Below are 12,987 nucleotides of genomic sequence, written 5' to 3' on the forward strand. Positions count from 1 at the left end.
GGCGTGCGCATGCCGACCCGACCCACCAGAACCAAAGTCCGTGACGCGGTGGCGCTGATGGCCCTGCTCGGCACCTGGCTGGTGATGCCGCCGATGCTGGACGTGGTGAACCAGCCGACCTCGGTGCTCGGCATCCCGACCATCGTGGTCTATGTCTTCGCGGTCTGGGCCGGGCTGATCCTGTTCACCCGCATGGTCGCCCGGCGCGCGGGCCGCGCCTTCACCCGCGAGGAGCTGCCGCCGGAGCCGGAGGGGGAGGGCGGCTGATGCTCTCGGCCAATGTCGTCCTGGTCACGGCCCTCGCCTATGTGGCGCTGCTGTTCATCGTCGCCTTCGTCAGCGACCGCCGGGCCCGCGCCGGCCGGGTCGGTCTCGCCCACTCGCCGCTGATCTACACCCTGTCGATCTCGGTCTACTGCACGTCCTGGACCTTCTACGGCGCCGTGGGCTCGGCGGCGCGCGACGGGCTGGAGTTCATCACCATCTATCTCGGCCCCACCCTGGTCTTCGTCGGCTGGTGGTTCGTGCTGCGCAAACTCGTGCGGATCGGCCGGGTGCACCGCATCTCATCGGTCGCCGACCTGGTCTCCTCGCGCTACGGCAAGAGCACCACCCTGGCGGTGCTGGTCACCATCATCGCGGTGATCGCCAGCACTCCCTACATCGCCCTGCAACTCAAGGCGGTGACCATCAGCTTCTCGGTGGTCGGCAGTGCGGGCAGCGAGGCGGTGATCGACGTCTCCACCGCCTTCTGGGTGGCCGCCGGCATGGCCGCCTTCACCATCCTGTTCGGCACCCGAAACATCGACGCCAACGAACGCCATCACGGGGTGGTCGCCGCCATCGCGCTGGAGGCCCTGGTCAAGCTGATCGCCCTGCTGGCGGTCGGCATCTTCGTCGTCTTCGGCGTCGCCGGCGGGTTGGGCGAGGTCTTCGCCATGCCGGGGGCCAGCGTCGTGATCGATCCGGACACGGTCTACGGCCCGCGCTGGGTGGCGATGACCTTCCTCGCCGGTACCGCCATCCTGTGCCTGCCGCGCCAGTTCCAGGTGACGGTGGTGGAGAATGCCGACGAGGGGCAGCTCCGCACCGCCTCCTGGCTGTTCCCGCTCTACCTGTTCCTGATGTGCTGCTCGATCCTGCCGATCGCCATCGTCGGGCTCACCCTGCTGCCGCCGGGCGCCAATCCGGACATGTTCGTGCTCACCCTGCCCATGGCTCAGGGCCAGGACGCGCTGGCGCTGCTGGCCTTCATCGGCGGCTTCTCCTCGGCCACCTCCATGGTCATCGTGGCCTGCATCGCGCTGTCGATCATGGTGTCGAACCACATCGTCATCCCGGTGGTCCTCCGCCTGCCGGTGCTGAGCGAAGCCGTCAGCGGCGACATGAAGCGGCTGCTGCTGGTCAGCCGCCGGGTCAGCATCGGCCTGCTGCTGCTGCTGGGTTTCGGCTATTTCGTCGCCAGCGCCCAGTCCGACGCGCTCGCGGCCATGGGCCTGATCGCCTTTGCCGGGGCGGCGCAGATCCTGCCGGCCATGGTCGGCGGGCTGTACTGGCGTTCGGCCTCGAAGGCGGGGGCGGCTGCCGGCATGTTCGCCGGCTTCCTGGTGTGGATGTACACCCTGGTCCTGCCGAACTTCGAAGGCGTGTGGTTCATTACCCAGGGGCTGATGGTGGACGGGCCCTGGGGCATCGGCTGGCTGCGGCCGCACGCGCTGTTCGGCGTCCAGGGCGACGATCCGCTGGTCCATTCGGTGTTCTGGAGCATGACCGTCAATGTGGTCCTGTTCGTCGCCGTCTCCCTGTTCCGCGAGCAGAACCCGCTGGAACGGCTCCAGGGCACCCTGTTCGTCGACGTGTTCCGCAATCCGGCGGAGAGCGAGGGCCGCTTCATCACCCGTTCGGCCACGGTCGACGACCTCTATGTCATGACCCAGCGCATCCTCGGCGCGGAGGAGGCGCAGCGGGTCTTCGCCGAGTTCGCCCAGCGCCAGGGGGCGGTCGGCGACATGCCGCGCCCGGACCCCGCCTTCATCTCCCACCTGGAACGGCTGCTCGCCGGCGGCATCGGGGCCGCCTCGGCCCGGGTGATGATCAGTCAGGTGGTCACCGGCGAGACCATCAGCCTGGACGAACTGATCCGGCTGGTCGACGAGACCCAGCAGGTCATCGAGTACTCCCAGCGCCTGGAGGCGAAGTCCCAGGAGCTGCAGCAGACCGCGAAGGCGCTGCAGGACGCCAACGAGCGGCTGCGCATGCTGGACGCCCAGAAGGACGACTTCCTCAGCCAGGTGAGCCACGAGGTGCGCACGCCCATGGCGTCCATCCGCTCGTTCTCGGAGATCCTGCTCGACAATCCGGATCTGGAATCCGAGAGGTCGCGGAAATACCTGAAGATCATCCAGGACGAGACCCTGCGCCTGTCGCGCCTGCTGGACGAGATCCTGGACGTGTCGCACCTGGACAGCGGCCAGTTCGCCCTGCGGCTGGAGGATGTGGACGGCGCGCGGATCCTGGAGCACGCGGTGGAGACCAGCCGCGGCATGGCGGCCAGCGCGGGGGTGACCATCGACTACGGTCCCTGTGTGGAGCAGGCGCCGATCCGCGCCGACGGCGACCGGCTGGCCCAGGTGTTCATGAACATCCTGTCCAACGCCATCAAGTACAACACCAGTGCCGAGCCCCGGGTGACGGTCAGCAGCCGGATCGATGGCGGCACCTATTTCGCCTATGTGGATGACAACGGGCCGGGCATCCCGCCGGAGGACCGGGAGCGGATCTTCGCCAAGTTCGCCCGGGGCAAGGAACTGACCCCTGGCCACCGCACCGGCGCCGGGCTTGGCCTGTCGATCAGCCGCAGCATCGCGCGCATGCTCGGCGGCGATCTGGAACTGCTGCCGGAGCCCGGGCGCGGCTCGGGCCGCGGCGGGGCGCGGTTCCGCCTGCGCGTACCGCTGCGTCGGGAAACCGCAGCTGCGGCGGGTGAATAACGCACCCTGAGTGCTATGTAAGGGTCAGTTCTCTCCGGCCCTGGACCCCCGCGCGCGCATGACCTCTTCCGATCGTCCCGACGCCCTGACCGAGCTGAGCCTCGGCACCCGCACCGCGCTGCCCGAAACCCTGCGCGTGCTGGTAAAGGCGTTGCCCCAGGAGGCTTGGGCGGCGCATCCGAATTTCGGCGGCATGACCCGGTTCTGGCTGGAGCGGCACGCCGCCTTCCGCCAGTTGCTCGACGCGATCGCCGCCGATGCCGGTGCGGCCGCTGCCGGGGACGTGGCGCCCGACGCCTACGCCCCCCGGCTCTACCGGCTCGCCAGCACTTTGCTGGGCGAGTTGCATGGTCACCACTCGATCGAGGACGCGCATTATTTTCCCCAGATCCGCCAACTGGTGCCATCGGTGGCCCGGGGCTTCGACCTGCTGGAGGCCGACCACCGGGACCTGGACGCCCGGCTGCACGGCTTCGCCGGCGAGGTGAACACCCTGCTTCAGGCGGCCCAGGCGGGAACGCTCGGGTCGGCGCAGGTCGCGCGGTTCGCGGAGAAGGTTCGGGGGTTCGAAAGTCTCCTCGACCGCCACCTGGTGGACGAGGAGGAAATCGTCATCCCGGCCCTGCTGAAGCTGTCGGGCGGGTGAGGGGCATTCCCCTCTCCGATTTTCCGGGCCCGACATGGGGCCCAGCCGTCCGGCGCTGGAGCAGCGGAGATCAGTCGCGTGCGGTCCAGCAATCTCCCCTTCGGATTGCCGGCTCAGTGCCGGGAAGACGGGGAAAGGGCTACTGTCCGGCGACCGGGTCGCCGAGCACGCCGGCGAATTTCATCGCCATCAGGAACACGAAGCCCCAGAGCGCGAGGTTGACCGCGATCAGGATGCCCACCTGCATCAGGAAGGCCCCGAGATGACCGTGCCCGGCCCAGCGCATCGGTTCCGCCTTGGCAGGTGTCTGAGGGTCGGAGGGCAGTGTCGGATCCATCGCGGCACCGGAAATGATCCACAACGGGACGAACGGTAGCAGAGCCCCGGCGCCCCGTCGCGGGCGATCGCGCGGAATTTTTCTCGGTCCCTGCGGTCTGGTCTCTCGCGGGGGATCGGGTCTTCATGCCGGCGGACCGGCCGAAGCGATCTCTTGAACCGGGCGCGCGGACGCCCAGATCCGGGACCGGGTGCGGTCTCACAGCTTTGGCAGGAGATATCCGATGCGATCCATAGTTTTCCCCCTCGCGCTGGCGGGCCTGCTGCTCGCGGGCGGCGGTCCGGCGCTGGCCCAGGACAGCACCAGGGACAGCCAGGCCGAGGCCTATGTCGACAGCATGACGACGACCATGAAGGACTGGGCCGATCGGGTCGGCGACTGGACCGCGCGCCAGGTCGACGCCGCGAGCGACGCCACCGCCAAGGCCGGCGAGCGGACGGGCGAGGCGCTCGACAAGGCCTGGATCGCCGTGAAGCGCGACTGGGCCCAGCTCAAGGAGGCGAGCGCCGAGGGTTACGAGGTTGCCCAGGAGAAGTTCGAGCAATCCCTCGACACGCTGGAGAAGGCCTGGGACGAACGCGAAGACGCCACCACCTCGAAGAAGATTCAATAAGGCGCCTTCCACCCCCACCCACTCGAACTCCCCGGATTTAGTCCGGGGCCCACGTAAGGGGCAGCACGGTCGGCTCCAAATTGCGCGGATACGTAGGCCCCGGAATGAATCCGGGGAGTGAAGAGTGGGGGACGCGGGGCCCCTACATCCCCACCAGGAAGAGCGTGATCCCCGGGAACAGCACCAGCACCACCACCCGGACGATGTCGCTCATCAGGAAGGGAAGGGTGCCGCGGTAGGTGTGGGTCAGCGGCACGTCGCGGGCCATCGAGTTGATCACGAACAGGTTCATCCCCACCGGCGGGGTGATCAGCCCGACCTCCACCACGATCAGCACCAGGATGCCGAACCACAGGGCGAAGGCCTCCGGATCCATGCCGAAATCGAGTTCGCTGACCACCGGGAAGAAGATCGGCACGGTCAGCAGGATCATCGACAGCGAATCCATGAAGCAGCCGAGCACCAGATACAGCAGCAGGATCGCCACCAGCACCGTATAGGGTCCGAAGCCCTGGCCGGTCACCCATTGCGCCGCCTCCTGGGGCAGTTGGGCGAAGGCGAGGAAGGTGTTGAACACCGCCGCCCCCAGCACGATGAAGAAGATCATCGCCGTGGAGGTCGCCGTCTGCAGCAACGAGGTCTTCAGCTTCTCCAGGGTCAGCCCCCGGTTGGCCAGCGCGATCAGCCCGGTGCCGGCCGCCCCGAAGGCCGCCCCTTCCGTCGGGGTGAACAGGCCGAGATAGATGCCGCCGACGACCACGGCGAAGACCGCCAGCACGGGCCAGATGCGCCACAGGGCGCGGAACCGCTCGCCCATCGGCGCTGGGTCCCGGTGGCCGGCGCTGCCCGGCTTCAGGCGGACATAGATCGCGATCGCCAGCATGTAGCCCAGCGCCGCCAGGATGCCCGGCACCACCGCGGCGACGAACAGCTTGGCGATGTTCTGCTCGGTCAGCAGGGCATAGATCACCAGCACGACCGAGGGCGGGATCAGGATGCCGAGCGTGCCGCCGGCGGCCAGCGCGCCGGTCGACAGCGAGCCGGAATAGCCGAAGCGTTTCAGCTCGGGCAGGGCGACCTGGGCCATGGTGGCGGCAGTGGCGAGCGAGGAGCCGCAGATCGCGCCGAACCCGCCGCAGGCGCCGACGGCGGCCATCGCCACCCCGCCCTTGCGGTGGCCGAGCCAGGACTCGGCGGCGTCGAACAGCGCCTTGGACAGCCCGCCATGGGTGGCGAACTGGCCCATCAGCAGAAACAGCGGGATGATGCCCAGGGAGTAGTTGGAAAAGGTGTCATAGGCCATCGACTTCATCTGCGACATGACCGGCAGCCAGGTACCGTTGACCAGCACCGATCCGGCGACGCCGAGGCCCAGCATGGCGAGGCCGATGGGCATCCGCAGGCCGATCAGCAGCAGCAGGACCGGGAACGACCACAACGCGATCTCGAGCTTGTCCATCAGCGCAGCTCCGCCGCCTGCCCGCCGGTGCGGCCCTCGACCAGGCTGCGCACCACTGTCCAGGCGCAGACGATCACGAAGACTGCCCCGACCGGCACGCAGACCGCATAGCCCCACCAGACCGGGAACTGCAGGATGAAGGTGGTCTCGTTATACTGCATCTTGTCCTGCATGCCGGCCCACAGGCGCCACAGGATGAACCCGGCCGCTGCGGTCATCGCCAGGTCGAACAGCACCGCCAGCACCGTGTTCGCCCGCGTACCGAGCTGGTCGGCGAAGATGTCGACCGAGACATGACCGCGCTCCATCTGGCACCAGGGCAGGAAGCAGAAGACAGCCAGCGCGGTGGCGGCCTCCACCAGTTCGAAATCGCCGGGTATCGGCCCGAGCCCGGCCCAGATCAGCGCCCGGCCGCTGACGCTGAGCACCACCAGGGCGGTGATCGCCAGCAGCAGCGCGCCGCCGAGCATGGCCAGCAGCCGCGACAGGCCGGTCAGAAATTGGGAAATCGTCGAATACACTCAGGTCCCCTCGGCAAGGATCGGGTATCCAAGGAAAGAGGCAGGCGGACGGGCCGCCTGCCTCGGATGTGTCGGATGGCGGGGCCGTTACTTCGTCTCGGCGGCCACCAGGTCGCGGGCATCCTTCACCATGCCGGCGCCGTCCATACCCTTGCCGTCCATCTCGGCGATCCAGCTGTCGACCACCGGCCCGGCGGCCTCCTTCCAGCGCGCGGTCTCGGCCGCGTCCAGGGTGATGATCGTGTTGCCGGCCTGCTGGGCCTTGGCCAGGCCGATCTTGTCGACCTCGTCCATCGCGCGGCCGGCCAGACGGGCGGCCTCCACGCCGGAATTGTCGTCGATCACCTTCTTCAGGTCGTCCGGCAGGTTGTCGTAGCTGGCCTTGTTCATGGCGAACAGGAAGGTGGCGGTATACAGACCGCGGTCACCCTCGAAGCCGGTGTGGTTGGTCACCAGCTCGGCCATCTTCAGCGGCAGGGTCACCTCCCAGGGGATCACCGCGCCGTCGATCACGCCTTTGGACACCGCTTCGGGGACCGCCGGGACCGGCATGCCGACCGCGACCGCCCCGAGCTGCTCCAGCATGCCCGTGATCACCCGGGTCGGGCCGCGCAGCTTCATACCCTTCAGGTCCTCAAGCGTGTTCACCGGCGCCTTGGAGTGGATCAGACCCGGGCCGTGGGTATGCACGGCGATCACCTGCATGCCGGGGAAGTCGTTCTGCATGTGCTTGTCGGCGTATTTCTGGAACGCGACCGACGTCTCTTCCGCGGTGGCGACCATGAACGGCAGCTCGAACGCCTCGGCCCGCGGGAAGCGGCCCGGCGTGTAGCCCATCACCGTCCAGATGATGTCGACGGCACCGTCGGTCACCTGCTGGACCAGCTCCGGCGGCTTGCCGCCGAGCTGCATGGAGGGATAGTGCTCCACCTTGATGCGGCCGCCGGACTGGTTCTGCACCCGCTCGATCCACGGATTGATGAACTTGTCGGGAATCGCAGCCTTGAGCGGCAGAAGCTGGTGCAGCTTCAGGGTGACGTCCTGGGCGCTCGCCGAGGTGGCGAGGCCGAGCACGCCGGCGGCGACAAATCCGGCGGATAGCAGTTTCTTGAGCATTGCGTGGTCCTCCCTACGGGTTTTCTCTTATCGTCGGTCCGGTTGGTTCCGGTTTCCGGAACGTCATCACATCCATGCGGTCCTGTCGACGGCGGCGTCCCGTCCGCTATCCGTTGATCAGCGACAGTCCCGGCACCTTTGTCATCAGTTTACGGTCCTCGATCATGGCGTCGAGATTGACCCGGGCCAGCCTTGCATGCTCACGGGCCAGGGCCTCGGCCCGGGTGCCCTCGCGCAGTTCGATGGCGTTGACGATCGAGCGGTGCTGGGCCTGGGCGATCACCAGCGACGAGCGGATGTCGGGCCGTTCCTCCTGGGCCGAGATGAAGGCGTTGGGCGCGGCGAAGGGCAGGCGCATCGCCCGCTCCAGCTCGCGGCGGATGGTGTCGCTGCCGGACAGGGCGTGCAGATGCTCGTGGAAGGCGCCATTACGCTCGATATAGGCTTCGAAGTCGATCTGCGCCGGGTCGACGACCAGCACGTCCAGTTCGGCCAGCAGGCTGTGCATGGTCTGCAGACGGGCCGGCGGCACGCCGCGCTCCGCGGCGAGACGGGCGGCGATCCCCTCCAGCGCCCCGCGCAGCTCGATCGCGTCGGCGACGTCCGCCGGCGTGAAGCTACGCACCGTATAGCCGCCGGACGGAATGGTCTCCACCACCCCCTCCTGGTCGAGCTGGGCCAGGGCGGCGCGGATCGGCGTGCGCGAGAGGCCGAGCCGCGCCGACAGGGTGACCTCCGACAGCCGGACTCCGGGTCCGACTTCGCCCGAGAAGACCAGATCGCGGATGCCCATCAACGCTTTCAGGCTCTGGGAGGTGCCGCGCGCGCGGCGGGCCGGTCCGGGCATGGCTCAGGCCCCCCCGGCGGCTTGGTCGCCCGACCGCGTGCCGGTGCCGGCTGCATACAACTGTAGCTGTGGAGATGCCGCGGACGCGGCACCGGGCTCATCGGAAGCCGCGCTCGAAGGATATGGAAAGCCCCGGTCCGCGCCCGAAAGCAGCGCGAGGCCCGGACCCAGGTCCGGCTCCCTGCGGTAAGGCATCGCGTTTCCTCCCGATCGTCTCTTGCAATCGTATACTTGATGTATACAACTTATGGGAAAGACTAGGCAATCGGCCTTCTCAGAATCAACGAGACCGAGCTGGAGGAACCGCCATGACGACCCCGACGCCCCCATACCGTGCCGACGAGGTCGGCAGCCTCCTGCGCCCGGCCGAACTGAAGGCCGCGCGGGCCGATTTCGCTGCCGGGAAGCTGGATGCGGCGGGGCTCAAGGCGGTCGAGGACGACTGCATCCGCAATGTCGTTGCCCGCCAGGAGGAGGTCGGCCTGCAGGCCGTCACCGATGGCGAGTTCCGCCGCTCATGGTGGCACTTCGACTTCCTGGCCGGACTCGACGGCGTCGAGATGGTCCAAGGTGCGAAGGCGATCCAGTTCTCCGGCGTGCAGACCAAGTCTGAGAGCATCGGCGTCACTGGCAAGGTCGGCTTCTCCGACCATCCCATGCTGGATCATTTCCGGTTCCTGAAGAGCGTGACCAAGGTCACCCCGAAGATGACCATCCCGTCGCCCTCGGTGCTGCATTTCCGCGGGGGTCGGGACGCGATCTCCAAGGAGGTCTATCCGGACATCGAGAATTTCTACGCCGACACCGCGGAGGCCTATGCCCAGGCGGTGCGCAGCTTCTACGACGCCGGCTGCCGCTATCTGCAGTTCGACGACACGGTCTGGGCCTATCTCTGCTCGGAGAAGGAGCGCCAGGCGGTGCGCGATCGCGGCGAGGATCCGGACGCGCTGAAGGCGGCCTATGCCGGGATGATCGCCCATGCGCTGAAGGCCAAGCCGGCCGACATGGCGATCACCACGCATGTCTGTCGCGGCAATTTCCGCTCAAGCTGGATCTCTGAGGGCGGCTACGAGCCGGTCGCCGAGATGCTGCTGGGCGAACTCGACTATGACGGCTACTTCCTGGAATACGACACCGAGCGGGCCGGCGGGTTCGAGCCGCTGCGCTTCCTGCCGAAGGGCAAGAAGAAGGTGGTACTGGGTCTGGTGACCTCCAAGTTCGGCGAGTTGGAGGACCGCGACGGCGTTCACGCCCGGATCGAGGAGGCGTCCAAATTCGCGCCGATTGACCAGTTCTGCCTCAGCCCGCAATGCGGCTTCGCCTCGACCGAGGAGGGCAACATCCTGTCGGAGGAGGAGCAGTGGCGGAAGCTCGGCTTCATCGTCGAGGTCGCCAACGATATCTGGGGAAAGGCCTGACTTCGGAAGCCGGCATAATTAACCGGTTCTTTACGGTGTCTGCCTAGAGTTCCTCCAATCCTGGAGGACACCATGGCCGACGCTGCGAAGATGGACATATCCGCTCCCAAGACCTACGACTTCGGCGCCTCGGAAGCGGCGGTCGACAGGCTCTATGCCCTGCCGCTTCACGACGTCCCGCTTCAGACCCTCGGGCTGAAGAAGGCGACGATGATCAAGAACGCCCATCTGGAGAGCGTGCTTGAGCTGTTCCGCGGCGATGGCATCGGCAGCGGCCAGATCCGGATCGACGAGATCCCGCAGTTCTTCACCCAGGACCCCAAGGCCCTGGAGGACGATGTCGAGATCCTGCGCCGCCTGGCGGAGCTGGAGAGCTTCGATGTGTTCTCCCTGCGCATCGAGCTGCGCCGCATCAATGTCGACTTCACCGGCACGGACGCCCTGAACCTGTCGCCGGAGAAACGGGCCGAGCTGTCGGAATACATGGCCTCCTTCACCCGGCCGCTGATCATGAAGATCTACGGCCAGCAGCAGGACGCCTCGGAAGCCAGCGAGCTGATCGACCTGGTCCGCAAGCCCAATCGCGAGGACGCGATGCGGGCGCTCAAGGAGCTGGCCGATACCCTGAAGATCGAACTCGAGGACGTGCCGAAGTTCCTGGAGGAGTGCGGCGACGTGTTCCTCAGCCTCAGCTACTTCCGCGACGCGCTGGACGAGGTGACCGGCGCGATCCCCGACATGATCGACTGGATGAATGACCTGCAGGACAACTTCCAGGTCCGTTCCGACCCGGCGAACCAGCGGGTGATCTCCGAGATCGCGTCTGACCTGACCGACATCTCCACCAGCCTGGTCGGCCGCTTCGACATGTTCGACCAGCGCTCCCAGAAGCTGTGGGACGACATCGACCCGCACGCCTTCGAGAATTTCCGCGACTTCGTGCGCGACCACCATGTCTCGCTTGCCGCCGTGCTGTGTGGACTGACCGTGAAGATGAAGCTCTGGGCCGAGCGGTTCCCGTCGCGCGGCGGCGCGCCGATGAAACGGATCGAGTTCATCAAGGGCGAGATGCTGCCGGGCCTCGCGCGGATCAAGAAGCGCGAGACCGGACACTGACCCTGCAAACAGAAAACCTTCGCTGTTAACCTTTCCTTCGGGTCTCGCCGGTAGAGTCCCGTCAGAACAAAGCGGACAGTTCCGCCGTACAGGAGACCGACCATGAACGCGCTCACTCCGCAGGCCAGCGACTCCGGCACCGCCATGACCATGGCGGACGTCGTCCAGTTCGTGACCGTCAAGGTCGGCAAGCAGAGCTTCGGCATCCCCGTGCTCGACGTGGAGGACATCATCGGCCCGCAGCCGGTGACCCGCGTTCCGCTGTCCCTGGAGGTGATCCGCGGCTCGCTCAACCTGCGCGGCCGGATCGTGACCGCCGTCGACCTGCGCACCCGCCTGTCGATGCCGAAATCCGAGAGCGACCACCACATGAACGTGGTCGTGGAGTACAAGGGCGACCTGTACAGCCTGGTTGTCGACGAGGTCGGCGATGTCCTGAACATCACCGAAGCCGCGATCGACCCGCATCCGGCCACGATGTCCACCAAGCTGCGGGAAGTCTCCAACGGCATCCACAAGCTCGACGGCGAGCTGCTGGTGCTGCTGGACGTCTCCGAAATTCTCACGTTCTGACCGTTTGCCCGGGTGTCAGCGCCCGTTTGCCGGAGGATTTGTCATGCCCATCTGCCTGATCGTCGATGATTCCTCGGTCGTGCGCAAAGTCGCCCGCCGCATCGTGGAGAAGTTCGGCTACGAGGTTGCCGAGGCTGCCGACGGCACCGATGCCCTCGACTACGTGAACGCCAATCCGATGCCGGAAGCGATCCTGCTCGACTGGAACATGCCGCAGATGCAGGGCATCGATTTCCTGGAGAGCCTCCGCAAGATGCCGAACGGCAAGGAGCCGAAGGTGGTGTTCTGCACCACCGAGAACGACCTGGCCAAGATCAGCCGCGCGCTGTGGGCGGGTGCCGACGAATACATCATGAAGCCGTTCGACGAGGACATCCTCGCCACGAAATTCGCGACCGTGGGCCTGCGTTCCGCCGCCTGATCCGCAACGCCAGCGTCCAGGGGGTCGCCATGAACAAAGCTGATTTTGAGCATTTTATCGGATTTCTCAAAACCAAGGCTGGAATCGTCATCACCGCGGAAAAGGCCTATCTGGTCGAGAACCGCCTGGCGCCGATCGCCCGCAAGCACGGCATGAACGATGCGTCCGACGTGCTGGCGAAGATCCGGCAGATGCCGTCCGCCGCCCTGGTGAGCGACGTGCTCGACGCGATGACCACGAACGAGACCCTGTTCTTCCGCGACCAACGGCCGTTCGACCAGTTCCGCGACAACGTCCTGCCGACCCTGATGGAGCGCAACGCCGCCTCCAAGCGCATCCGCATCTGGTGTGCGGCCTGCTCCAGCGGCCAGGAGCCGTATTCGCTGGCGATGATGTTCTCGGAGCTGGGCGCCAAGGTCGCCGGCTGGCGTCTGGAGATCGTCGGCACCGACATCTCCAAGACCATCCTGGAGCGCGCCCGCCGGGCCGAATACTCCCAGTTCGAGGTCCAGCGCGGCCTGCCGATCACCATGCTGGTGAAGTATTTCGAACAGAAGGGCGAGGCCTGGCACCTGAAGGCCGACATCAAGAACAAGGTGTCGTTCCGCGAGTTCAACCTGCTGGAAAACCCGCGTTCGCTCGGCCAGTTCGACGTGGTGTTCTGCCGTAACGTGCTGATCTACTTCGATCATGCGACCAAGGCGGAGATTCTTGCCCGGATCGCCGGCGTCATGCCGGCCGACGGCCACCTGTTCCTCGGCGGTGCGGAGACGGTGCTCGGCGTGTCCGACAAGTTCGCCGCCGCCCCGGGTCTGCGCGGCATCTACGTCCCCACCGAGAAGGCCGCCGCCCGGGCGGCCTGAATCCGATGAGTTCGGGGCTTCCTCCCCGACGGGTCGCTCCGACTCCCGTGGCTTGGTCCTGACTTCC

At 66.7% G+C, this 12,987-nt stretch carries 14 protein-coding genes; 9 read left to right on the plus strand and 5 right to left on the minus strand.

Features of this window, described 5'->3' with window-relative positions:
• The first annotated feature begins 9 nt into the window (after positions 1–9).
• The 3 genes from ACOQOP_RS03975 to ACOQOP_RS03985 are packed head-to-tail and all read left to right on the plus strand — an operon-like array spanning position 10 to position 3,636.
• A complete protein-coding gene (locus ACOQOP_RS03975) occupies positions 10–267 on the plus strand; it encodes a hypothetical protein (protein WP_420565026.1) in 258 nt (85 codons plus the stop codon).
• Positions 267–2,990 (plus strand): ATP-binding protein, encoded by a 2,724-nt coding sequence (locus tag ACOQOP_RS03980; RefSeq protein WP_420565027.1) that lies wholly within the window; start codon positions 267–269, stop codon positions 2,988–2,990. The genes ACOQOP_RS03975 and ACOQOP_RS03980 overlap by 1 nt, the downstream gene beginning before the upstream one ends.
• A gap of 58 nt (positions 2,991–3,048) precedes the next feature.
• Entirely contained in the window at positions 3,049–3,636 is a 588-nt protein-coding gene (locus tag ACOQOP_RS03985; RefSeq protein ID WP_420565028.1) for a hemerythrin domain-containing protein, read from the plus strand.
• Between the two features lie 139 nt (positions 3,637–3,775).
• On the opposite strand, the gene ACOQOP_RS03990 is transcribed toward ACOQOP_RS03985, so the two are convergent.
• A complete protein-coding gene (locus tag ACOQOP_RS03990) occupies positions 3,776–3,973 on the minus strand; it encodes a hypothetical protein (RefSeq protein ID WP_420565029.1) in 198 nt (65 codons plus the stop codon).
• A gap of 223 nt (positions 3,974–4,196) precedes the next feature.
• Here ACOQOP_RS03990 and ACOQOP_RS03995 point away from each other — a divergent pair, with 223 nt between their 5' ends.
• Positions 4,197–4,586 carry a hypothetical protein gene (locus tag ACOQOP_RS03995; RefSeq protein ID WP_420565030.1) on the plus strand — a complete coding sequence of 130 codons (390 nt, stop codon included), beginning with the start codon at positions 4,197–4,199 and terminating at the stop codon, positions 4,584–4,586.
• Between the two features lie 142 nt (positions 4,587–4,728).
• On the opposite strand, the gene ACOQOP_RS04000 is transcribed toward ACOQOP_RS03995, so the two are convergent.
• From ACOQOP_RS04000 to ACOQOP_RS04015, 4 genes are all read right to left on the minus strand, one after another.
• Positions 4,729–6,045, minus strand: a complete 1,317-nt coding sequence (locus ACOQOP_RS04000; protein ID WP_420565031.1) for a TRAP transporter large permease — start codon at positions 6,043–6,045, stop codon at positions 4,729–4,731.
• Complete coding sequence (locus ACOQOP_RS04005) at positions 6,045–6,566, minus strand: TRAP transporter small permease (protein ID WP_420565032.1); 522 nt, start codon at positions 6,564–6,566, stop codon at positions 6,045–6,047. The genes ACOQOP_RS04000 and ACOQOP_RS04005 overlap by 1 nt, the downstream gene beginning before the upstream one ends.
• 87 nt (positions 6,567–6,653) lie before the next feature.
• Complete coding sequence (locus tag ACOQOP_RS04010) at positions 6,654–7,682, minus strand: TRAP transporter substrate-binding protein (protein WP_420565033.1); 1,029 nt, start codon at positions 7,680–7,682, stop codon at positions 6,654–6,656.
• A gap of 106 nt (positions 7,683–7,788) precedes the next feature.
• A complete protein-coding gene (locus ACOQOP_RS04015; protein WP_420565034.1) occupies positions 7,789–8,529 on the minus strand; it encodes a GntR family transcriptional regulator in 741 nt (246 codons plus the stop codon).
• Positions 8,530–8,837: 308 nt separating this feature from the next.
• Between ACOQOP_RS04015 and ACOQOP_RS04020 the strand changes: the two genes are divergently transcribed.
• The 5 genes from ACOQOP_RS04020 (at position 8,838) to ACOQOP_RS04040 (ending at position 12,920) form a co-directional block, all read left to right on the plus strand.
• Positions 8,838–9,947 carry a 5-methyltetrahydropteroyltriglutamate--homocysteine S-methyltransferase gene (locus ACOQOP_RS04020; RefSeq protein WP_420565035.1) on the plus strand — a complete coding sequence of 370 codons (1,110 nt, stop codon included), beginning with the start codon at positions 8,838–8,840 and terminating at the stop codon, positions 9,945–9,947.
• Between the two features lie 72 nt (positions 9,948–10,019).
• The gene (locus ACOQOP_RS04025) at positions 10,020–11,063 is read left to right on the plus strand and encodes a hypothetical protein (RefSeq protein WP_420565036.1); all 1,044 of its coding nucleotides are present in this window, start codon (positions 10,020–10,022) and stop codon (positions 11,061–11,063) included.
• A 102-nt stretch (positions 11,064–11,165) separates the two neighbouring features.
• The gene (locus ACOQOP_RS04030) at positions 11,166–11,636 is read left to right on the plus strand and encodes a chemotaxis protein CheW (protein ID WP_420565037.1); all 471 of its coding nucleotides are present in this window, start codon (positions 11,166–11,168) and stop codon (positions 11,634–11,636) included.
• A 43-nt stretch (positions 11,637–11,679) separates the two neighbouring features.
• Positions 11,680–12,057, plus strand: coding sequence for a response regulator (locus tag ACOQOP_RS04035; RefSeq protein WP_420565038.1), 378 nt, complete (start codon positions 11,680–11,682; stop codon positions 12,055–12,057).
• Positions 12,058–12,086: 29 nt separating this feature from the next.
• The gene (locus ACOQOP_RS04040) at positions 12,087–12,920 is read left to right on the plus strand and encodes a CheR family methyltransferase (RefSeq protein ID WP_420565039.1); all 834 of its coding nucleotides are present in this window, start codon (positions 12,087–12,089) and stop codon (positions 12,918–12,920) included.
• Positions 12,921–12,987: the final 67 nt, after the last annotated feature.

Origin of the sequence: Thalassobaculum sp. (assembly GCF_965223715.1) — a bacterium.
GTDB lineage: Bacteria > Pseudomonadota > Alphaproteobacteria > Thalassobaculales > Thalassobaculaceae > Thalassobaculum.

Bases quoted from the DNA above. Each gene is read 5' to 3' on its own strand.
- ACOQOP_RS04035 (WP_420565038.1), top strand. From the start codon at position 11,680: ATGCCCATCTGCCTGATCGTCGATGATTCCTCGGTCGTGCGCAAAGTC.
- ACOQOP_RS04030 (WP_420565037.1), top strand. From the start codon at position 11,166: ATGAACGCGCTCACTCCGCAGGCCAGCGACTCCGGCACCGCCATGACC.
- ACOQOP_RS03985 (WP_420565028.1), top strand. From the start codon at position 3,049: ATGACCTCTTCCGATCGTCCCGACGCCCTGACCGAGCTGAGCCTCGGC.
- ACOQOP_RS04040 (WP_420565039.1), top strand. From the start codon at position 12,087: ATGAACAAAGCTGATTTTGAGCATTTTATCGGATTTCTCAAAACCAAG.
- ACOQOP_RS03975 (WP_420565026.1), top strand. From the start codon at position 10: ATGCCGACCCGACCCACCAGAACCAAAGTCCGTGACGCGGTGGCGCTG.
- ACOQOP_RS04010 (WP_420565033.1), bottom strand. From the start codon at position 7,682: ATGCTCAAGAAACTGCTATCCGCCGGATTTGTCGCCGCCGGCGTGCTC.
- ACOQOP_RS04025 (WP_420565036.1), top strand. From the start codon at position 10,020: ATGGCCGACGCTGCGAAGATGGACATATCCGCTCCCAAGACCTACGAC.
- ACOQOP_RS04020 (WP_420565035.1), top strand. From the start codon at position 8,838: ATGACGACCCCGACGCCCCCATACCGTGCCGACGAGGTCGGCAGCCTC.
- ACOQOP_RS04000 (WP_420565031.1), bottom strand. From the start codon at position 6,045: ATGGACAAGCTCGAGATCGCGTTGTGGTCGTTCCCGGTCCTGCTGCTG.
- ACOQOP_RS03980 (WP_420565027.1), top strand. From the start codon at position 267: ATGCTCTCGGCCAATGTCGTCCTGGTCACGGCCCTCGCCTATGTGGCG.
- ACOQOP_RS04015 (WP_420565034.1), bottom strand. From the start codon at position 8,529: ATGCCCGGACCGGCCCGCCGCGCGCGCGGCACCTCCCAGAGCCTGAAA.
- ACOQOP_RS03990 (WP_420565029.1), bottom strand. From the start codon at position 3,973: ATGGATCCGACACTGCCCTCCGACCCTCAGACACCTGCCAAGGCGGAA.
- ACOQOP_RS03995 (WP_420565030.1), top strand. From the start codon at position 4,197: ATGCGATCCATAGTTTTCCCCCTCGCGCTGGCGGGCCTGCTGCTCGCG.